Genomic DNA, 20466 nt, shown 5'->3' on the forward strand with positions numbered 1-20466 from the left:
GGTGATCCACAGATGTCCACGGACACACCCACGCCCGCCCCGGCCGACTCGGCGGCGGAGCGTTATCTGGCCGTACAACGGTCGGACGAGTTCGTCGGGTTGCGCCGCGCGCTGCGCAGCTTCGTCTTCCCGATGACCGTCGCGTTCTTCCTGTGGTACGCGCTCTACGTGATCCTCTCCGCCTACGCGCGGGACTTCATGGGCACGAAGCTGTTCGGCAGCAACATCAACGTGGCGTTGATCTTCGGGCTGCTCCAGTTCGTCTCGACGTTCCTCATCGCCTGGCTCTACTCCCGGTACGCCGACCGCAAGCTCGACCCGACCGCCGACCGCATCCGTGCCGAGATCGGGGAGGTGAACCGTGAACACGGTCCTCGCGGTTGAGGCGGGCGGCGGCACCGCCCGCAACCTGACCATCACCCTGTTCCTGGTGTTCGTGGCAGTGACGCTGGCGATCACGATCTGGGCCAGCCGGCAGACCAAGACGGCCACCGACTTCTACGCCGGCGGCCGGTCCTTCTCCGGTTTCCAGAACGGCATGGCGATCGGCGGCGACTACATGTCGGCCGCGTCGTTCCTCGGCATCGCCGGCATCATCGCCCTGTACGGCTACGACGGCTTCCTCTACTCCATCGGCTTCCTGGTCGCCTGGCTGGTGGCACTGCTGCTGGTGGCGGAGCTGCTGCGCAACTCGGGCCGCTACACGATGGCCGACGTGCTGGCGTTCCGGATGCGTCAGCGGCCGGTGCGTACCGCGGCGGCGGTCTCCACCATCACCGTGTCGATCTTCTACCTGCTGGCCCAGATGGTCGGCGCGGGCGCCCTGGTCGCGCTGCTGCTGGGGATCAAGCCGGGCACGACGTTCCTCGGCATGGACGCCGACACCGCCAAGGTGGCCACCATCATCATGGTCGGCGCCCTGATGATCATCTACGTGACCGTGGGTGGCATGAAGGGCACCACGTACGTCCAGATCGTCAAGGCGTTCCTGCTGATGTCCGGCGCGCTGGTGATGACCGTGCTGGTGCTGGCGAAGTACAACTTCAACCTGTCGGCGCTGCTCGGTGACGCCGCCGCCACGTCGGGCAAGGGCAGCGCGTTCCTCGAACCCGGACTCCGGTACGGCGTCGAGGTGGCCGGCAACTCGACCCAGACCTTCTACAACAAGATGGACCTGCTGTCGCTGGGCATCGCCCTGGTGCTCGGCACCGCCGGCCTGCCGCACATCCTGATCCGCTTCTACACGGTGCCCACCGCCAAGGCGGCCCGTAAGAGCGTGCTCTGGGCGATCGGCATCATCGGCACCTTCTACCTGCTGACGCTGGCCCTGGGCTTCGGTGCGGCGGCGCTGGTCGGCGGCAAGGAGATCATCGCGCAGGACAAGGCCGGCAACACCGCCGCGCCGCAGCTCGCCGAGGAGCTGGGCAAGACCTTCCTCGGCGGCGACCTGGGCGGGGCGACCCTGTTGGCGATCATCGCGGCGGTCGCGTTCGCCACCATCCTGGCGGTGGTCGCCGGCCTGACCCTGGCCTCGTCGTCCAGCCTGGCCCACGACTTCTACGCCAACGTGATCAAGAGGGGGCAGACCTCCGAACGCCAGGAGGTCCGGGTGGCCCGGATCTCGGCGCTGGTCATCGGCGCGGTCTCGATCGCCCTGTCGATCTACGCGCAGAGCCTGAACGTGGCCTTCCTGGTGGCGTTGGCGTTCGCGGTGGCTGCGTCGGGCAACCTGCCGGCGATCCTCTACAGCCTGTTCTGGAAGCGGTTCAACACCTCGGGCGCGGTCTGGGCGATCTACGGCGGCCTGGTCTCGGCCGTGTTCCTGGTGTTCTTCTCGCCCGTCGTCTCCGGCGCACCCACCTCGATGTTCCCGGACCACGACTGGCAGTGGTTCCCGCTGTCCAACCCGGGCCTGCTGTCCATCCCGTTCGGGTTCCTCTGCGGCTGGCTCGGCACGGTGATCTCCAAGGAGCACGACGAGGACAAGTACGCCGAGTTGGAGGTACGTGCCCTCACCGGCGCGGGCGCGCACTGAACGACCGGCACCACGGGCCCCCGAACGCGACCGCTCGCGTCGGGGGCCCACCCGTCGGTCACCCCGGGGAGTCGTCCACCGGGCGGGGACGGGCAGGGTACGGGCCACGCCGGGGCCTCGGGTCGACCGGACCCCGGGCGGCGGGGAGAAGTAGGCTGGCCGCCATGAAGGTTGCCCAGCGGTTCGGAAGCGGTCACCGCGTCCTGGTCACCGGCGGTGCCGGGTTCGTGCCGTCACACCTGGCGGACGCCCTGGTCGAGCGCGGGTGCACGGTGGTCGCGCTGGACAACTTCGTCACCGGCTCCAAGGACAACGTCGCGCACCTGGCCGAGCACCCCCGGTTCACCCTGGTCGAGGCGGACATCTCCGACGGCCTGCCCACCCACCACCCGGCCCTGGCGCAGCGGTTCGACGCGATCATGCACATGGCGTCCCCGGCCAGCCCGACCGACTTCGAGAAGTTGCCGGTGGAGATCCTCCGGGTCGGTTCGGTGGGCACCCTGCACCTGCTCGACCGCGCGGTCGCCGACGACGCCCGGTTCCTGATGGCCTCCACCTCCGAGGCGTACGGGGACCCGAAGGAACACCCGCAGCGGGAGACGTACTGGGGCAACGTCAACCCGATCGGGGTGCGCAGCGTCTACGACGAGGCGAAGCGCTTCTCCGAGGCGGCCACCATGGGTTACCACCGCAGCCGGGGGCTGGACGCGGCGATCGTCCGGATCTTCAACACGTACGGCCCGCGGATGCGCCCGGACGACGGCCGGGCGATCCCCACCTTCATCTCCCAGGCGCTGCGCGGGGAGCCGATCACCGTGCACGGCACCGGTGACCAGACCCGGTCGATCTGTTACGTCGACGATCTGGTGCGCGGCATCCTGCTGCTGCTCGACTCGACGCAGACCGGCCCGATCAACTGCGGCACCGAACACGAGATGTCGATGCGGCAACTCGCCGAGACGATCGTGTCACTCTCCGGCAGCACGTCACAGGTGACCTACGTCACCCGTAGCGCGGACGACCCGGAGATGCGCCGTCCCGACCTGACCCTCGCCCGGGACCTGCTGGGATACCAGCCGGAGGTCTCGCCCGAGGAGGGCCTGCGACGCACCATCGACCATTTCCGCGACCGGCTAGGGTAACCCCACCGCGCCACGCGGGACGGTCGGCGGGCTTCACATTCAGCGAACGCTCGACCCGCCTACGTACGCTGAAACGCATGTCAGCGACCTCGTCAGCCGGCGCCTCGCTCCCTTACCTGCACCGCGGCGCGGGCCGGGCCTCGGTGCCCGGCACCGACCGGGGCGCCACCGGGCGCGCCCGGGCGTCCGACGCGCAGTGGTACCCGTCGCACCAGGAGAGTCAGCCCCGGTCGGGCGGGCCGGGCGGCCCCGGCACACCCTCGGGGCCGGGCGGGCCGGGAAACTACGGCCGGCGCGGACCGCGCCCGCGCTGGGGGCGGATCGCCCTGGTGGCCGGCGTGACGGTGCTGGTGGTGGCGCTGCTCGGCGGGATCGGGGCCTGGTTCTACACCCGCAACCTCAACGCGGACCTGGCCCGCACCGACCCGTTCTCGGAGATCACCGGTGGCCGGCCGGCGAAGGCGGTCGACGGGGCGCTCAACATCCTGCTGGTCGGCACGGACTCACGGGACCCGGACGCGGCGGTCGACAAGCCGGGCGAGTGGCGGGCGGACACGCTGATCGTCATGCACATCCCGGCCGACCACAAGTCGGCCTACCTGGTCTCCGTCCCGCGTGACCTGTACGTGCCGATCCCCGAGAACGCGGGCGCGGCCTGCGACTCCGGTCAGCGCGCCAAGATCAACGCCGCGTTCGCCTTCGGTGGCCTGCCGCTGGCGGTACGCACCGTGGAGTGCTTCACCGACGTCCGGATCGACAACGTGATGGCGATCGACTTCGGCGGCTTCAAGGAGGTCACCGACGCGCTCGGCGGGGTCGACCTGAAGGTGGAGCGGAGCATCACCTCGATCCACAAGCCGTACCGGAAGTTCACCAAGGGCACCATGCACATGGACGGCGCGACGGCGCTGGACTGGATCCGCCAGCGCAAGCAGTTCCCCCAGGGCGACTTCGCCCGGATGCGCCACCAGCAGGAGTTCCTGCGGGCGCTGATGGACAAGGCGGCGAGCACGGGCACTTTGACCAACCCCAAGAAGCTGAACGCGTTCCTCCAGTCGGTGACCGACGCGGTGACCGTCGACAACGACTTCTCCCTCGGCGACATGGCAATCCAGTTCCGCAACCTGCGCGGGGAGAACCTGACCTTCCTCACCAGCCCGAACAGCGGCAGCGACACCATCAACGGGGAGTCGGTGGTGGTCTCCGACCGGGAGAGGGCGCTGGCGATGTACAAGGCGATGTCCGCCGACACGATGGCGGACTGGGTGGCGGCCGACAAGAAGGCGACCGCCGGCAACGGCAACTGAGGCGTCGCCCGGCGGGGGCGGGCCGTGACGGTCCGCCCCCGTGTGTCAGGCAGATGTCGACGAACGTCATCAGAGGTCATTTCCGGAACGCTTGATCATCGGACGCCAACGGCCGTCCGGTCGCATCGATTCGCCCGAACGGATGAATCATGGGGCTAAAGGTCAGGTTGTCTGGGATTTGTGCGTGTGACGACCTCGCCTTGCCGGGAAGCGGTACGTAAAGTGGTCCCGCCCCCCGATCACGCGAGCTGGAGCACGCATGCCGGTTCAGACCAGCCCCCGCCCATCGCCGCCGAGCGCCGATCCCTACCGGGCGTCGGCCGCCGTCCCGTCACCGGGCGGTCGCGGTGGCCGGCCCTCCGCCACGGCCCGCAAGCGCGCCCGGCGCAAGGACCCGCTCTGGGCGCGGCTGACCGTGGTCTTCGGTGCGGTGCTGATGCTGACCAGCGGTGTGGCGATCGTCGGCAGCAAGGCGCTGATCAGTCAGGCGACCGGCAACATCGCCCAGCGCAACCTGCTCGGTGGGGCGGGCAAGACCGAGGCCGAGGGTGGTGCCAACCTCGACGGCCCGATCGACATGCTGCTGCTCGGCGTGGACGCCCGGGAGCGCTGGGCCGCCGACGACGTCCGCTCGGACAGCATCATCGTGCTGCACATCCCGGCCAGCCACGACCAGGCGTACCTGATCTCGATCCCCCGGGACACCGAGGCGCAGATCCCGCCGTTCAAGAAGAGCGGGTTCAAGGGCGGCACCGACAAGATCAACGCGGCGTTCCAGGCCGGCGCGCGCAACGGCGGCGGCTGGGAGGGCGGCGCCCAGCTGATGGCCCAGACCATCAAGAACATGACCGGGGTCAGCTTCGACGGGGCCGCCATCATCAACTTCGGCGGCTTCAAGAACGTCATCGACACCCTCGGCACGGTGCGCATCTGCGTCAGCCACGAGGTGAAGTCGCACCACATGATGATGGTCGACGGCAAGCAGATGTGGAACGCGGACGCCAAGAAGACCGGCCGTCCGATGACCCCGGTGGTCTACAAGAAGGGCTGCCGGGAGATGAACGGTCTCCAGGCGCTCGACTACTCGCGGCAGCGCTACGGCCTGCCGAACAGCGACTACGACCGGCAGCAGAACCAGCAGCAGCTGATCAAGGCGATGGCCCGTAAGGCCACCGACAAGGGCATGATGACCAACCCGGTCAAGGTCAACCAGCTGATCAAGGCGGCCGGCAAGGCGTTCATCCTGGACACCGGTGGCGTGCCGGTGGCCGACCTGGTGTTCACCATGCGCGGGGTCACCGCCAACGAGTTGACCATGCTGCGGACCAACGGCGGCACGTTCAACGGCAACGCCAACAACCGCGAGGCGCTCAGCCAGCAGACGCTGGACATGTTCCAGGCGATCAAGGAAGACCGGCTGGGCGAGTTCGTGTACGCCAACCCGAGCGTGCTGTCCACCCGCAAGTGACCGGCCGGTAGTCGCGGCGAACCGGCCCGGGGGCCGGGCGATCCCCCGTAGCCTGACGTGAGAGATATTCACGTTGCGGCCACGGGAGGACGTCACGGCCAGGTCAGCGCGATCCGACCGGGGGCGGGGCACACCGCCTCCCGGCCGGCGCGGGGCACGCTGGCCACGGGCCCTGCTCGGCGTCGGCCTCGCCCTGGTGCTGCTCGCCGGGCTCGCCGTGGTCGGGGTGCGGCTGCTCGCCCACCGCTACGAGCGCACCGTCAGCAAGGAGCAACTGCTCTCCCCCGACGCCCGGCAGGCCCGCACCGAACTGGACACCGGGCTCAACTACCTGATCGTCGGCTCCGACCGACGCCCCGGCGCACCCGGGCCGGACCAGCGGTCGGACACCATCCTGATCGTGCACGTGCCGCCCGGCCTGCGGCAGGCGTACCTGATTTCCGTCCCCCGGGACCTGCTGGTCAGCATCCCCCCCGACGGCGTCGGCTACGCCGGGGGCCAGGACAAGATCAACGCAGCGTACGAACACGGCGGCGGCGGCGAGGGCGGCACCCGCCTGCTCTCGGCCACCCTGACCCGGCTCACCGGCATCCGCTTCGACGGGGCGGCCCTCGTCGACTTCGCCGGCTTCCGACGCGTCATCGACCTGCTCGGCGGCATCCGGATGTGCGTCGACACCGAGGTCCGCTCGATCCACACCGGCGTCGTCTTCCCGGTCGGCTGCCAGCAGATGGACGGCGCACGGGCGCTGGACTACGCCCGGCAACGCTACGACCTGCCCAACGGCGACTACGACCGGCAGCGCCACCAGCAGCAGATGCTGCGGGCGATGATGGACCGCGCCGGCGAGACCCACCTGCGCACCGACCCGGTGCAACTCGACCGGGTGCTGCGGGCGGTCGGCAACGCGCTCACCGTCGACACCAACGGCGTACCCATGGACGAGCTGCTGTTCGCCCTGCGGTCGCTGCCCGCCGACGCGCTGCGCGGGGTGCAGCTCCCGTCCTACCCACAGACCATCGACGGCGTCTCGTACGTGGTGCTCGACAACGGCGGCGGCGGGCTCTTCGAGGCCGTCCGCACCGACCGGCTGCCCGACTGGTCCCGGGCCAACCCGCGCTGGGTCAACCGGCTCTGACCGTCAGGCCGTACACCCGCCGACAGGCCGCCACGCCGAGCGCCGACGTGCCCTCGCCGGCACCGAGGATCTAGGCTTTCGACCGTGTTCGGATCCCAGGTTCCCAGTGTCCCCGTGACCGCGATCGACGACGACACCTACCTGCTCGACGTCCGCGAGGACGACGAGTGGGCGGCGGGCCACGCGCCCGGCGCGCACCACGTACCGATGATGGAACTGCCGGCCCGGCTCGCCGAGGTGCCCACCGACCGCGACGTCGCGGTGATCTGCCGCTCCGGCGGGCGCTCCGCCCAGGTCGTCGGATACCTGCTCGGCAACGGCTGGGAGCAGGTCCGCAACGCCGACGGCGGGATGCGGCAGTGGGCGGCCGTCGGCAGGCCGGTCGTCACCGGGGACGGGCAGCCCGGCCAGGTCATCTGAGCGGCGCAGCATGGCTGATCCACTGGTCTTCGCGCACCGGGGCGCGTCGGCCGACCTGCCCGAGCACACCCTGGCGGCCTACCTGCGGGCCCTCGACGAAGGCGCCGACGGGCTGGAGTGCGACGTCCGGCTGACCCGCGACGGGCACCTGGTCTGCGTACACGACCGGCGGTTGAACCGGACCAGCAACGGTCACGGCCTGGTCAGCGCCCGCACCCTGGCCGAGCTGGAGACCCTGGACTTCGGCTCCTGGCATCCCGGCTGCGCACCGGCCGAGGGCGACACCGCACCTGACGACACCCGTACCCGGCTGCTCACCCTGGACCGGCTACTGACCGCCGTCCGCGACGCCGGACGCCCGGTCAAGCTGCTGGTGGAGACCAAACACCCGTCCCGCTACCGGGGCGACGTCGAGCGCCGGCTGGTGACCATGCTGCGCCGGCACGGACTGGCCGAGCCGCGCCCGGACGACCTGGTGCAGGTCACCGTGATGTCGTTCTCCCCACTGGCGGTACGCCGGGTGCGTGAACTGGCCCCGGCGCTGCCGACCGTGCTGCTGCTGGAGGTGCTGCCGCGCTGGCTGCGGCTCGGTCGGCTGCCGTTCGGGGCACGGATCGCCGGGCCGGGCATCGGCCTGGTCCGGGCCCGCCCGGAGCTGGTGCCGACGCTGCGCGCCGCCGGCCACCCGGTGTACGTCTGGACGGTCAACGAACCCACCGACCTGGAGCTGGTCCTCGACGCGGGGGTGGACGGGGTGATCACCGACCGGCCCGCGCGCACCCTGGCCCGGCTGGGCCGGTGACGCCCGGCTCACACCGGTCCCCGGCCGACGCCGGTGGTTCGGGCCGGCACCGGCTGCCGGAGCCGGGTGACCTGCGGGGGGTGCCCGAACCGCCCGGTACGGGGCAGACTCGGGGCATGCCGGAGCGCCCCGATCTCGCCACCCTCATCGCCGACCACGGCGCGGTGATCGAGATGATCAACTCAGGTGAGGCCGGCCTGCCGGTGCTCACCTCGCTGCTCCGGGCGGCCCGCCCCACGCTCGGCGCGGCCTGTGTGGCCTTCGTCGAGTTCGCCCCGACCGGCGGCCGGGTGATCGCCGCCAGCGGCTGCGCCGAGTGGACCATCGGCCGCCCGCTGCCCGCCTCCGACCCGGCCACCGTCTGCCTGCTCACCGGGCCCCGGGTCCGGCAGGCCCGGCTGGACCGCCTCGACGGTCCGCTCGCCGCGGAACTGGTCGGCAACGGCCTGCGCCGCATGATCGTCGCCCGCGCCGAACTCAACGGGCTCACCGTCGGCACCCTGCACGCCCTCTACGCCGACGACGACGAGACCGAGGACCGCGTCCAGCACGCGACCCTCGGCTACCTCGCCTCCTGCATCGCCCACATGTACGGCGACCAGAGCGGCCTGCCGGTGCACGGCGACGGCCCGGTCGTCGCGGCGCTGGCCGACGGCCTGGCCGTGGTCGACCGGGACGGTCGGGTCCGGCTGTGGAACCCGGCCGCCACCCAGGTCACCGGGCGCAGCGCCGGTGACGCGATGAACCGGCCGCTGCCGTTCCCGCTCCCGCCGGCCGGCCAGCTGCTCGACCACCAGCTCCCGGACGGGCGGTGGCTGCGGATCACCACCGGCGAGCTGGTCGGGCCGGGCACGCTACGGGTGATCACCTTCCGCGACATCACCGACCAGCGACGCCGGGAGTCCGACCGGGACCTCTTCGTCGCGGTCACCAGCCACGAGCTGCGCACCCCGGTCACCGTCATCAAGGGGTACGCCGACACCCTCACCGACCACTGGGAGTCGCTCACCGACCACGACCGGCGGCAGGCGGCCCGGGTGATCGGTCAACGGGCCAACGAACTGGCCCGGCTGGTCGACCGGCTGCTCACCTCGGCCACCGACGTACGCTCCGACGGCGAGCCGGCCGTCCCGTTCGACCTCGGTGAGGCGCTGCGCGCGGCGGTCCTGGACCTCCCCGGCGACCTGCGTCGACGCCTGTTCCTGCACGTGCCCGCCGACCTGCCCAAGGCGCTCGGGGACCGGCGCAGCCTGACCACCGTGCTGACCGAGCTGTGCACCAACGCGGGCAAGTGGGCGCCGGCGGACTCCCCGATCGAGGTGTTCGCCTCGGCCGACGGGCAGACCGTGTCGTTCCGGGTGACCGACCGGGGGGTGGGCATCCGGCCGGAGCACGTCGAACGCGCCTTCGACCGGTTCTGGCAGGGCGAGTCCGGCGACCGGCGGGCCTATCCGGGTGCCGGACTCGGCCTCTATCTCGTCCGCCGGATCGTTGAACAGCAGAATGGATGGGTATCCCTACGTCCACGCGACGGTGGCGGTACCGTCGCAGAGGTGCGGCTCCCCCGCGGGTGAGCCGCCCGGTGGGCCGGACGACCCACCGCGGGCACGGGCCGAGAAGGAGCCGGAGTGTCGACGGGACGAACCGAGCGTTCGTGGTGTGTGGTGGTCCCCCACCACGCCACCGGCGCGCGGCTGGCCCGGCACCGGCTCGCCGACGAACTCGCCGACCTGGTGCCCCCGGCACTCCTCGCCGACCTGGTGGCCGTCCTGGCCGAGCTGGTCGGCAACGCGGTCCGGCACGCCGACCCGCTGCCCGGCGGGGTGGTCCGGGTCGCCTGGCGGCTGCGTCCGACCCGGACCGGGCCGGGCCTGTCCGTCCGGGTGACCGACGGCGGCGCCGGGGCCGGCCCCCGGATGCGGGCCGCCGGCACGGACGCCGTCGACGGCCGGGGCCTGCACATCGTCGCCGGGCTGGCCAGCCGCTGGGGGGTCGACCGGGACGGTCTGGGGCAGAGCGTCTGGGCCGAGTTCGACCCCGCCGACTGCCGGCCGGACCTGGTCGCCGCCGGCTGACCGGGGCGGGTCCTTCCCCCACCGCCGCCCGCCGGGCTCTAGGCTGTCTCGCCGTGAGCAAGCGTCGAAAGAACCAGCGCGCCGAGTCCGCTCCCCGCCGGGAGAAGATCCGGGACGTCTTCGTCCCCCGTCCGTTCGAGGGGCTGGTGGACGAGCCGGAGTGGATCGCCCTGCGCGAACTCGTACCGGCCGCCTCGGCACCGCTGCGGCTCACCCCGGACCTGGTGGAGGAGCACGGCGACCGCCCGGTCACCCTGGCGACCGTGCTGCCGATGGCCGCCCCGGCGATGACCAAGCCGGACGGTCGGGTGTTCATCGGCCTGCAACGGCACCAGCAGTCCGGCGACGTCTCCCGGGACCTGGCCGACGCGCTGCTCTGCGCGCTGCGGACCGAGCCGGGCGGGGCGGTGACGGTGCCGCCGCTGCCGGGCCCCGGCCCGCGCCTGCAGGACATCCTGGTGGACGGTCCGCTGGAGATCACGATGCACGACGGCTTCGAGTTCTGGCTCGACCCGGGCGCGGCCGACGACCCGACCGTGCAGGCGTCCCTGGAGCGGGCGAACGCGGCGATCTACCCGACCGTGAAGCTGGCCGCCGCGCGGGCCGCCTACTGGTGCCAGGTGCCGGAGAAGGCGCACGTGCGCTGGGTGCTCGGCGACGACGAGGACGCCGCGCTGGACGCGCTCTCCCGGCTCTCCGCCGCCGGTGCGCTCACCCTCGGCGACGGCACGAGGTTCGCCGGCATGTTCCGGGCGCACGGCCGGCTGGCACCCGTGTGGGACCTGCCGGAGGACGTCCCGGCCGCCGAGTGGGAGGAGCCGGTGGCCGCGTTCGCCAAGCGGTACGCCGACGCGCTGGCCGAGAAGGAGCCGTTGGACGCCGCCGGCCGCCGGGCCCGTCAGGGTCTGCTCGGCCGCCAGCTCACCCTCCGCTAGCCCGCCGGCCGTCTCGTCCGCCGGCCGGGCCGGTGCGCCGGGGTCGTCGGTCCGGGCCGCCGCCCCACCCGGGGCGGCCCCGGCCGCCGGGCCGCCCCGGGTGGGGCGGTTCAGCCGGCCGTCGGGTGCAGCGGCTCGCGGACCAGCGGGCAGGACATGCAGCGGGGGCCGCCCCGGCCGGAGCCCAGCTCCGAACCGGCGATCGGGATGACCTCGATGCCGGCGCGCTCCAGTTGGGCGTTGGTCTCCACGTTGCGTTCGTAGCCGACGCAGAGCCGGGGGGCCAGGGCGAGGGTGTTGTTGCCGTCGTCCCACTGTTCGCGTTCGGCGGTCACCGGGTCCAGGCCGGTGTCGATCACCCGGAGCTGTTCGAGGTCCATCGCGTCGGCCGCCGCGCGCAGGAACGGCGCGGGGCCGTCCACCCGGGGCTCGCCGTCCGGCCCGGCGATCACCGTGTACGCGGACAGCGTGCTGGCCACGTTGGGGTACATCAGCACCGCGTCGACGTCGACCATGGTGCAGACGGTGTCGAGGTGCATGGTGGCCCGTTCCTGGGCGATCGGCACCACCAGCATGGTGTGCGCCAGGCCGGCGGCGAAGACCTGCCGGGCCAGTCGTTCGGCACCGGCCGGGGTGGTCCGCTCGCCCACCCCGACGGCGAGCACCCCGGGGGCGAGCAGCAGCACGTCGCCGCCTTCGAGGTGTTCCAGGCCGGGGTGGTAGACGGTCCTGGTGCCGACGAAGCGGGGGTGGTGCCGGTAGATCGCGTCGGTCAGCGTGGTCTCCCGGCGGCGGGCCGGCATGGCGAGGCTGGTGACCCCGACCCGGTCGCCGATCCACAGTGACGAGTCCCGGGTGAAGAGCAGGTTGGGCAGCGGGTCGATGACGAACTCGTGGCGGTCCATCATCGTCCAGACCAGACCGCCGGGGCGTTCGGCGCTGATCCGCACCTCCTCGTGGGCGAGGCCGGCGATGAGCACGTCGGCGAGCGCGACGGGATCGAGGTAGGTGAGGTGGTCGGCGACCCGGCGGCGCAGGGTGTCGCCGAGCCGGGGTGACGCGAGCACCTGCTCGGTGAGTTCGGCGCGGGCCTCGGCGACGGCGAGGGTCTCGGCGAGCAGGGTGGCGAGGTAGAGCACCTCCACGCCCCGTCCGCGCAGCTCGGCGGCGAAGGCGTCGTGCTCCTCCTGGGCCCGGCCGACCCATGGGATAGCGTCGAAGAGCAACGAGTCGTTGTTGCGGGGGGTGAGGCGGGCAAGTTCCCGGCCCGGTCGGTGCAACAGCACCGTGCCGAGTCGACCGACCTCGCTGTCCACGTAGTGGGTCACCCCCGCAGCGTAGGGCAGTGATGAACGATGTTCAGCGGAAGAACTGCGGATGAATATGGCATTCATCCGCACTCATTCCGGCGTTCCAACTTGCCGTACCCCCACAGTGGCGACGTAGGGTAGTGAGAACATAACTTTCGAGGGACCTTTTGCCGGAGGTCGCGATGACTGTCTTTCCCGCTCGTCGAGCCGTACCCACCCGGGCACTGCCGCCCGTGGCGGTGCCGCACCCCCGTCCCGACGGGTCCGCGGCTCTCGACCCGGTACGTCCGACCCCACTGGAGTGGGCACGTCGACGCCGGGCCGAGCGGGGCGCCCGCCGGCTGGAGGCCGCCGGTGCGCGGGCGCTCGGTCAGCTCGACCACCTCGGCCCCGCCTGGCACGTCATCGAATGGCCGCGCACCGACGTCTCCGACGTCCTGCGCGACCACGGCCAGGACGAACGCGCCGGGTTCCTCGCCATCGGCCCCAGCGGGCTGTTCGCGGTGAGCATCGCCGACCACGGCCGGGCCCGGGTGCTGGTCGCCGGGGACGTGGTGCAGATCAACGGCAAGCGCCCGCCGTACGTGGCCGAGGCCCGGCGGGACGCCAAGCGGGCCAGCAAGGCACTCAGCCAGGCGGTCGGCCTGCCGATCCCGGTGACGCCGGTGCTGACCTTCGTCGGCTCCGGCGTCATCAGCGTGTACGGCCTGCCGAAGGACTGCATGATGGCGACCCACCGGGAGCTCGACCGGCTCCTCGTCGCCGGAGGCAACCGGATCAGCCCGGCCACTGCCGAGAAGCTGTCCCGGGTCGCCCAGGCCCCGCAGACCTGGCACAACGGCACTTACCGTCCCACCGGCGACTACCGGTGGTACGACGAGGGCCGAACGGCCGCTGACAAGCCGGCGGGTCGCCGGTAACGTCACCGGCGACGCCCCGCGGTACCGGTCCCCCCGACATGCCGGTCCGCGCCGTCGCCGGCCGCCCACCAGGGCACTTGATCCCTCCACCGGCGGCCGGTGGCTCCCGCGCGGTCGGCGACCGTCACGAAGACCGGCTAGCGTGGACAGACCGTCGGTGTACCTAGGAGGCGCGGTGGCCCACGTCGAACTCTCGCTCCCGGACGTGTTCGTGCCGGCGGCGCGGACGCCGACAGGGCCGGGGTGCGACAACGTCGGGAAGTGGTCGGCGAGCGTGTCGCACGCCGAGGAGCCCTGCCTGCTGATCGACGCCGACACCCTCGTGGTGGCCATCTCCGCCGCCGGCTGCGAACTGCTCTGCCTCGGTGCCCCCGAGGACGTGGTCGGCCTGCCGCTGCTCGAAGGGGGGCTGCGGCTGCTCGACTTCACCGCCGCCCGGCACGAGCTGCCCGAGCAGGAGACCGACAAGATCCCCCCGCTGCTCGCCCTGCACTCCGGTCGACTCGCCCGGGGCCTGCTGCGGGTGCAGCCCGCCGGCGACGCCAGCACCTACGCCACCGTCGACGCCGTCTCCACCCCGATGCTCACCGGCGGCTCGGTCACCGGTTCACTCACCTTCTTCTCCCCGATCTGACCGGCACCGCCCGCGCCGAGCCGCCCCGCATCAGGCGGCGGCGTCGGGCGTCGCGCCGGCCTTCACCGGGCGGACGGTTTTTCCTACGATGGGCTCACCCCACCGGCCACACGACCGGCCCCCTCCCACGGTCCTGACGGTCGGCCCCCGTCGCGACGCCCCCGCGCCCGAATCCCCCGAGGACCGGCCCGTGCCGCCTGACCCCGCCCACCGTCCCCCGTACCGGCGGCCGGTCGCCGCCCGGCTCGCCGTGGCCCTGCTCGCCGTGTCGCCGTTCACCGGCTGCGCCGCCCCGCCCGAGCCTGAACTGCCGGCCCCGGTCGCCCCGCCCACGCCGGCCGTGACCCTGCCACCGACGACGACGCCCCCAACCCTGCCGGTGACCCCCACCCTGCCGCCGACGTCGACGCCGCCGACCCCCACCGTCGCTGCGGTCGCGGAGTCCTGCGGCGGCCGTCCCCCGGCCGACCGGGTGATCGGGTTGCTCCGCGGGAACGTGCTGCCCCGCGACGTGTCGGTGCGGGCCGTCGACGGGCCGCTGTGCGCCGACGGCTGGCAGTACACCGTGCTGTCGGTCAGCGGGCACGAGGAACTCCAGGCGGTCAGCCGGGGGGAGCCGGGCGCGTTGCGGCTGGTCACCGCCGGTACGGACGTCTGCTCGATCGAGGTGAAGGCCGTCGCGCCGCCCGCCATCCGGACGTTGGCCTGCGACACCGGGACCGGGCTGCCGCCGGGTGCGTAGGCTGGGCGGCATGCCCGGAACACCGCCGACCCGCTACGTCTACCTGGGCCCCGAGGGCACCTTCGCCGAGCAGGCGTTGCGCACCGTCCCGGCCGCCGAGCGCGGCAGTCGTACGCCCGCCCGCAGCGTCGGTGAGGCACTGGAGAGCGTACGGGCCGGTGAGGCGGACGCGGCGCTGGTGCCGATGGAGAACTCGATCGGCGGTGCGGTCGGGGTGACCCTGGACGAGCTGGCCGAGGGGGACCCGCTGGTGATCACCCGCGAGGTGATCCTGCCGGTGGAGTTCGTGCTCGGCGCCCGCCCCGGCACCGACCTGGCCGGGGTGCGCAGCGTGGCCGCCCACCCGCAGGCGTCCACCCAGTGCCGCAACTGGCTGCGCGCGCACCTGCCCGACGCCACGGTGATCGACGTGCTGTCCAACGGCGCGGCGGCGGCCGGCGCGGCCAACGGCGAGTACGACGCGGCGATCTGCGCCCCGATCGGGGCGGCCCGGCACCGGCTGACCCTGCTCGCCGACAAGATCGCCGACCACCCGGACGCGGTGACCCGGTTCGCCCTGCTGTCCCGCCCCGGCCCGCCCCCGCCGCCCACCGGCGACGACGTCACGTCGCTCGCCGTCTCCATCGCCCACGACCGGGTGGGCGCGCTGCTGTCGGTGCTGATGGAGCTGGCCGTACGGGGGGTCAACCTGACCCGGATCGAGTCCCGCCCCACCGGGGAGGCGCTGGGCCGGTACGTCTTCTTCCTCGACTGCACCGGTCACGTGGCCGACGCCCGGCTCGGCGAGGCGTTGCAGGGGCTGCGGCGGGTCTGTGCCGAGGTGCGTTTCCTCGGGTCGTACCCCCGGCACCGGTGGGCCGACGCGGCGGGTGACCGGCCGGTCCCCGCGCCGGCCGGGCTCTCGGACACCGACTACACCGACGCGGCGGCCTGGCTGGCCCGGCTGCGCGCCGGCGAGCTGAGCTGAGCCCGCGCGACCGGGGTTCCGGCGGCGGCGCGGCACCGGGTGCGGACCGCACCGGTCCGGCCGCGCAGACGACCGTGGGGCGGTCCCGGCCGGGACCGCCCCACGTCGTCAGTCAGCTGAGCAGGCCGCCGAGCAGGCCCTGTTGCTGCTGCTGGCCGCCGCTGCCCTGGACCGGCGGCTCCTCGGACGGCTGGACCACGACGAAGCCCTGGCCGGCGAAGCTCATGGTGAACGCCTCACCGGTGCTGCGGCCGAGCAGGGTGCCCAGGCCGAGCTGCTCGGCCCGGTGGTAGCCGGTCTGGAGGTTGGCCGACCAGCACACCGCCGCCTGCGGGTCGACGTAGGTGGGCGCGTCGACGTTGAGCACGACCGGGGTGCCCTTGGTGGTGATGGCGATCCGGCCGTAGCCGCTGAACACGCAGTTGAACAGGCCCGACGAGGCCATCCCCGCGCCGCCGACCATCTTGATGTCGTACGACAGGGTGGAGTCGAAGGCCAGCACGCTGGACCCGTTGATCGACAGCGCGTCGCCCGGCTCCAGGTCGATGATGTGCACGTCCTTGGCCAGCTCGGCCAGGAAGACGTCGCCGTGGCCGCTGAGCTTCATCAGCGGCACGCCCTCGCCGGTGAGCCGCTGCTTGATGAACTTGCCGATGCCGCCCGAGCCCAACGCCTGGAACTGCACCTGCCCCTGGTAGGCGACCATCGACCCGACCCGGGCCATCGCCTCGCCGTTGAGTTCGATCTTCAACATCTTGGAGTTCTGCAGCCGCATGCCGGGCTGGGCGGACTCCTTCTCCAGGTTCTCCGCGGAGAACAGCGCGCTGCGCATTGGGTCTTCCTCCTGATTGGGGGTGTGCTCACCACACGGTAGGCAGCCCCCGCAACCCGCCGCATCGGCCGAGCGGCGGGCCGGGCCGACTACGCGCACGGAACCGGTCAGGTGCACGCAGACGACCGGCCGCACGAGTGGGGTGGCGGGCTCAGCCCCAGCCCAGCGCGTGCAACCGCTCGTCGTCGATGCCGAAGTGGTGGGCGATCTCGTGCACCACGGTCACCGCCACCTCGTCGACCACGTCGTCCTCGGTGGCGCAGATCCGCAGGATCGGCCGGCGGTAGATGAAGATCCGGTCGGGCAGCACGCCCGAGTAGTTCCAGCCGCGTTCGGTCAGCGCGTGCCCCTCGTAGAGGCCGAGCAGGTCCTCCCCGGGTGGCGGGTCGTCCTCGACCAGGATGACCACGTTGCTCATCAGCCGGAGCAACTCCTCGGGCACCTCGTCGAGGGCCTCGCCGACCAGCTCCTCGAAGCGTTCACGGCTCATCTCCACGGGCACCTCACCCATTGTGCCCGACCGGACGGCCGCCCACCGGTCCCGCCGGAGCACCGCCCGTACCCCGTCCGTCGTCGGGCCCGCGCGGGCCCGACGACGGACGGGACGGATCAGGCGAGGCGGGCGGTGAGGCTGATCTGCGCGCCGGGGGAGAGCAGCCGGGAGATCGGGCAGCCCTCCTTGGCGGCCTCGGCCAGCTTGGTGAACTGGGCCTCGTCCAGGCCCGGGGCCTGGCCGACGGTCTCCAGGTCGATCCGGGTGACGGTCATGCCCGCGTCGGTCTTGTCGAAGTGCACCTTCGCGGTGGTCTCCACCGAGGTGCCGGACACCCCGGCGTCGGCGAGCTGCTTGGAGAGCGCCATCGAGAAGCAGCCCGCGTGGGCGGCCCCGATCAGCTCCTCCGGATTGGTCCCCTCGCCCTCCTCGAAGCGCGACTTGAAGGAGTAGTTCCCCTCCAGGCCACCCTTGCCGGTGCGGACGGTCCCGGCGCCCTCGGTGAGGTTGCCCTGCCAACGTGCGGATGCGGTACGGATAGGCATACCCGAACGCTAGTCGAAAGCCCCGCCCGCGGCGACCGACCCGGCGGGCCCGCACCGGCCGACGTCCGGCGTTTCGGGGCGTCGACGCTGCCGGGCCGGGGCGTACCGGCGTGGGATGATGCGGGTCAGGCCCGCGACGCGGAAGGTGGCCGATGTCCCAGGATCTCCCCATCCCGAGACAGGACGACCGTTCGGACGACACCCCCGTGCTGGAGTGGGGTGACCCCGCACGACCAGCCGGCGGACGGTTCGGGCACTGGCCCGCCGCGCTGCGCCGGGACCGGCGGCTGCCCCCGGTGCTGGCCCTGCTCGGCGCGGTCGCCGCCACGGCGTCGATGGCCGGGGAGTGGCTGGTGATGACCGTGCCGAACGGTGGTCCGGAGGACAGCGGCACCATCCGGGTGCCCGGTGGCGTGGCCGAGGTGGGCGGCTTCGGGATCGCGTACCTGGTGGGGATCCTGCTGCTCAGTGTCGCGGTGGCGCTGACCCTGCGCGGGCGGCCGGCGGTCGGGCACGACGCCCGGGTGGCCGGGCTGGCGGTGGCGGGCGCCCTGGCGGTCCTGCTCACCGTCACCGCCTTCTCGTTGGACGACTCGGGCCAGCGGGCGCTGTTCTACTCCCCGGAGGACGGGTTCCGGGTCGACTACGGCCGGGGGCTGGTGATGGCCTTCGTCGCGGTCGCGCTGGTCGGGGCGGCGCTGCTCACCGCCGTCGCGCAGCCGGACGGTCCGCCGGCCGACGCCGCCGGGCCGCGGGCCGACCCGGACGCGGTGGACCGGGACGGGGTCGGCCCGGACGGGGACGACGAGCGGCCGGCCGCGCCCGCCGGCCTGACCGTCACCCCGACGGTCCCGTTCGCCCGCCGCGAACCGCACCCCTGAACCCCGCCGGGCCCGAAGCCGGTCAGTGACCGCGTCCCGGCCGAGGGCCGCGCGGCGGTCACCGGGCGTTGCCTGCTGATTCGCCCGGAAGCCATGGTTGCGACCCGGACGGCGAGGTACGGTTGCTGCCCGCCGTCACACCGGGTCGGACGACCGGTACGGACGGCGGCGGGCAAGGAGGAACGATGACCCGCCCGGGACTGCCCAAACTCATCGCCACCGACCTCGACGGCACGCTCGTGCGCAGCGACGACACCGTCTCGGCGTACACCCACGGGGTGCTCGACCGGGTGCGGGCCGCCGGTATCCCGGTGGTCGGCGCCACCGGCCGTGGCCCCCGGTTGAAGGAACTCACCCGCAACGACATCCGGGCCGCCGACTTCCTGGTGATGGCCGGTGGTGGCTGCGTGGTCGACCAGAGTGACCCGGCCGGCCCGGTGGTGCTGCGCGACGAACGCCTCTCCGCCGAGGTGCTGGCCGGCGTGCTGACCGACCTGGAGGCCGCCGTCGGCCCGCTGACCGTCATGGTCGAGGGCTCCGACGAGCACGACGCGCCGCTCTGGGGCGACTACCACCCATCCTGGCCCTACCCCGATCGGTTCGAGGCGCGCAGTCGGGCGGAATGTCTCGCCCTCGACGTGATCAAGGCGTTCGTCCGGACCGCCGACCACGACGTGGACGAGTTGCTGGCCGCCGCCCGCCGGATCGTCCCGCCGCAGGTCGCCACCCTCACCCAGGCCGGTCTCGGCTTCGTCGAGATCACCCCGGCCGGGGTGGACAAGGCCAGCGGGCTGACCGTGGTCGCCGAGCGGCTCGGCGTCGACCCGGCGGACGTGCTGGTCTTCGGGGACATGCCCAACGATCTGCCGATGTTCGCCTGGGCCGGCTGGTCCCGGGTGGCCGTGTCCAACGCGCATCCGCTGGTGCGGGCCGCCGCCGACGAGGTGACCCTGCGCAACGACGACGACGGGGTGGCGGTCTACCTCGACCGGCTACTCTCCCGGTGATGGCAGAGACACCACGGCTGGTCGCCAGCGACATCGACGGCACCCTGCTCGGCGACGAGCGTCGGCTCAGCGCCCGTACGGCGGCGGTGCTGGAGCGGATCTCCGCGGCGGGCACCCCCGTCGTGCTGGTCACCGGCCGCCCGATCCGCTGGCTCCAACTGGTGTACGACCAGCTCGCAGCCCCGCTGCCGGCGATCTGCGCCAACGGCGCGGTGGTCTACGACCCGGACACCGACCAGGTGCTGCGGGCCGACCCGCTGGCCCCGGAACTGCTCGCCGAGGTGGCCCGCCGGCTGCGGGCGGAGGTGCCGGAGGTCAGCTTCGCGGTGGAGATCGTGGACAGCCGGGAGATGCGGCACGAGGCGCACTACCCGCTGCGCTGGGACGCCGACCACGAGGCCATCCGGGCGGTCGAGTCGCCGGAGGAGCTGGCCTCGGTGCCGGCGGTGAAGCTGCTGGCCCGCGCCGGCACCCAGGACCCGGACGCCTTCGTGCAGGTGGTGGCGGGGGCCCTGGAGGGGCTGGCCGAGGCGACCCACTCGTCGTACAGCGGGCTGGTGGAGATCTCCGCCGCCGGGGTGACCAAGGCCGCCGGGCTGGCCTGGTACGCGGCCCGGATCGGGGTGGCGCAGGCCGACGTGCTCGCCTTCGGTGACATGCCCAACGACGTACCGATGCTCACCTGGGCGGGGCGGGCGGTGGCGGTGGCCAACGCACACCCCGCCGTGCTGGAGATCGCCGACGAGGTGACCGGGGCGAACACCGCCGACGGTGTGGCGGCGTACCTGGAGAAGGTCTTCGGGGTGGGCTGAG

Annotated in this window: 22 protein-coding genes; 18 read left to right on the forward strand and 4 right to left on the reverse strand. The window is 72.7% G+C overall.

Annotated elements, in window-relative coordinates:
* The first annotated feature begins 12 nt into the window (after positions 1 to 12).
* The 11 genes from ACN268_RS21510 (at position 13) to ACN268_RS21560 (ending at position 11322) form a co-directional block, all read left to right on the forward strand.
* Entirely contained in the window at positions 13 to 384 is a 372-nt protein-coding gene (locus ACN268_RS21510) for a DUF485 domain-containing protein (protein ID WP_088643583.1), read from the forward strand.
* Positions 362 to 2035 (forward strand): cation acetate symporter, encoded by a 1674-nt coding sequence (locus ACN268_RS21515; protein WP_421484744.1) that lies wholly within the window; start codon positions 362 to 364, stop codon positions 2033 to 2035. The genes ACN268_RS21510 and ACN268_RS21515 overlap by 23 nt, the downstream gene beginning before the upstream one ends.
* A gap of 164 nt (positions 2036 to 2199) precedes the next feature.
* Positions 2200 to 3177, forward strand: a complete 978-nt coding sequence (locus tag ACN268_RS21520) for a GDP-mannose 4,6-dehydratase (protein WP_421484745.1) — start codon at positions 2200 to 2202, stop codon at positions 3175 to 3177.
* Between the two features lie 77 nt (positions 3178 to 3254).
* The gene (locus tag ACN268_RS21525; protein WP_421484746.1) at positions 3255 to 4484 is read left to right on the forward strand and encodes an LCP family protein; all 1230 of its coding nucleotides are present in this window, start codon (positions 3255 to 3257) and stop codon (positions 4482 to 4484) included.
* A 259-nt stretch (positions 4485 to 4743) separates the two neighbouring features.
* Positions 4744 to 5952 (forward strand): LCP family protein, encoded by a 1209-nt coding sequence (locus ACN268_RS21530; RefSeq protein ID WP_421484747.1) that lies wholly within the window; start codon positions 4744 to 4746, stop codon positions 5950 to 5952.
* A 196-nt stretch (positions 5953 to 6148) separates the two neighbouring features.
* The gene (locus ACN268_RS21535) at positions 6149 to 7090 is read left to right on the forward strand and encodes an LCP family protein (RefSeq protein WP_421486951.1); all 942 of its coding nucleotides are present in this window, start codon (positions 6149 to 6151) and stop codon (positions 7088 to 7090) included.
* A gap of 84 nt (positions 7091 to 7174) precedes the next feature.
* A complete protein-coding gene (locus ACN268_RS21540) occupies positions 7175 to 7510 on the forward strand; it encodes a rhodanese-like domain-containing protein (protein WP_088643589.1) in 336 nt (111 codons plus the stop codon).
* A 10-nt stretch (positions 7511 to 7520) separates the two neighbouring features.
* Positions 7521 to 8312 carry a glycerophosphodiester phosphodiesterase gene (locus tag ACN268_RS21545; RefSeq protein WP_421484748.1) on the forward strand — a complete coding sequence of 264 codons (792 nt, stop codon included), beginning with the start codon at positions 7521 to 7523 and terminating at the stop codon, positions 8310 to 8312.
* A 116-nt stretch (positions 8313 to 8428) separates the two neighbouring features.
* A complete protein-coding gene (locus tag ACN268_RS21550) occupies positions 8429 to 9886 on the forward strand; it encodes an ATP-binding protein (RefSeq protein WP_421484749.1) in 1458 nt (485 codons plus the stop codon).
* A 54-nt stretch (positions 9887 to 9940) separates the two neighbouring features.
* On the forward strand, positions 9941 to 10387 hold the full coding sequence (locus tag ACN268_RS21555; protein WP_421484750.1) for an ATP-binding protein: 447 nt from the start codon (positions 9941 to 9943) through the stop codon (positions 10385 to 10387).
* A 53-nt stretch (positions 10388 to 10440) separates the two neighbouring features.
* A complete protein-coding gene (locus ACN268_RS21560) occupies positions 10441 to 11322 on the forward strand; it encodes a DUF5926 family protein (protein WP_421484751.1) in 882 nt (293 codons plus the stop codon).
* 110 nt (positions 11323 to 11432) lie between these two features.
* Here ACN268_RS21560 and ACN268_RS21565 read toward each other — a convergent pair whose 3' ends face one another.
* Positions 11433 to 12650 carry an arginine deiminase gene (locus ACN268_RS21565; protein WP_421484752.1) on the reverse strand — a complete coding sequence of 406 codons (1218 nt, stop codon included), beginning with the start codon at positions 12648 to 12650 and terminating at the stop codon, positions 11433 to 11435.
* Positions 12651 to 12814: 164 nt separating this feature from the next.
* Here ACN268_RS21565 and ACN268_RS21570 point away from each other — a divergent pair, with 164 nt between their 5' ends.
* From ACN268_RS21570 to pheA, 4 genes are all read left to right on the forward strand, one after another.
* Positions 12815 to 13552 (forward strand): hypothetical protein, encoded by a 738-nt coding sequence (locus tag ACN268_RS21570; protein WP_421484753.1) that lies wholly within the window; start codon positions 12815 to 12817, stop codon positions 13550 to 13552.
* 175 nt (positions 13553 to 13727) lie between these two features.
* Positions 13728 to 14186: a hypothetical protein gene (locus ACN268_RS21575; protein WP_204925460.1), complete on the forward strand. Its 459-nt coding sequence runs from the start codon at positions 13728 to 13730 to the stop codon at positions 14184 to 14186.
* Between the two features lie 250 nt (positions 14187 to 14436).
* Positions 14437 to 14928 (forward strand): hypothetical protein, encoded by a 492-nt coding sequence (locus ACN268_RS21580; protein WP_421486952.1) that lies wholly within the window; start codon positions 14437 to 14439, stop codon positions 14926 to 14928.
* 10 nt (positions 14929 to 14938) lie between these two features.
* The gene (gene pheA, locus ACN268_RS21585) at positions 14939 to 15895 is read left to right on the forward strand and encodes a prephenate dehydratase (RefSeq protein WP_421484754.1); all 957 of its coding nucleotides are present in this window, start codon (positions 14939 to 14941) and stop codon (positions 15893 to 15895) included.
* A 112-nt stretch (positions 15896 to 16007) separates the two neighbouring features.
* On the opposite strand, the gene ACN268_RS21590 is transcribed toward pheA, so the two are convergent.
* The 3 genes from ACN268_RS21590 to ACN268_RS21600 all read right to left on the reverse strand — a co-directional run bounded on the left by ACN268_RS21590 (position 16008) and on the right by ACN268_RS21600 (position 17765).
* Positions 16008 to 16727 carry an AIM24 family protein gene (locus ACN268_RS21590; RefSeq protein WP_088643597.1) on the reverse strand — a complete coding sequence of 240 codons (720 nt, stop codon included), beginning with the start codon at positions 16725 to 16727 and terminating at the stop codon, positions 16008 to 16010.
* 151 nt (positions 16728 to 16878) lie between these two features.
* Positions 16879 to 17223: a metallopeptidase family protein gene (locus ACN268_RS21595; RefSeq protein ID WP_204925639.1), complete on the reverse strand. Its 345-nt coding sequence runs from the start codon at positions 17221 to 17223 to the stop codon at positions 16879 to 16881.
* 113 nt (positions 17224 to 17336) lie between these two features.
* Positions 17337 to 17765: an OsmC family protein gene (locus ACN268_RS21600; RefSeq protein ID WP_088643598.1), complete on the reverse strand. Its 429-nt coding sequence runs from the start codon at positions 17763 to 17765 to the stop codon at positions 17337 to 17339.
* Positions 17766 to 17917: 152 nt separating this feature from the next.
* Between ACN268_RS21600 and ACN268_RS21605 the strand changes: the two genes are divergently transcribed.
* The 3 genes from ACN268_RS21605 to ACN268_RS21615 all read left to right on the forward strand — a co-directional run bounded on the left by ACN268_RS21605 (position 17918) and on the right by ACN268_RS21615 (position 20465).
* Entirely contained in the window at positions 17918 to 18646 is a 729-nt protein-coding gene (locus ACN268_RS21605; protein WP_421484755.1) for a hypothetical protein, read from the forward strand.
* Between the two features lie 185 nt (positions 18647 to 18831).
* Positions 18832 to 19653, forward strand: coding sequence for an HAD family hydrolase (locus ACN268_RS21610; protein WP_421484756.1), 822 nt, complete (start codon positions 18832 to 18834; stop codon positions 19651 to 19653).
* A complete protein-coding gene (locus ACN268_RS21615; protein ID WP_421484757.1) occupies positions 19653 to 20465 on the forward strand; it encodes an HAD family hydrolase in 813 nt (270 codons plus the stop codon). The genes ACN268_RS21610 and ACN268_RS21615 overlap by 1 nt, the downstream gene beginning before the upstream one ends.
* Position 20466: the final 1 nt, after the last annotated feature.

Source organism: Micromonospora sp. WMMD735 (assembly GCF_049178995.1).
GTDB lineage: Bacteria > Actinomycetota > Actinomycetes > Mycobacteriales > Micromonosporaceae > Micromonospora > Micromonospora wenchangensis.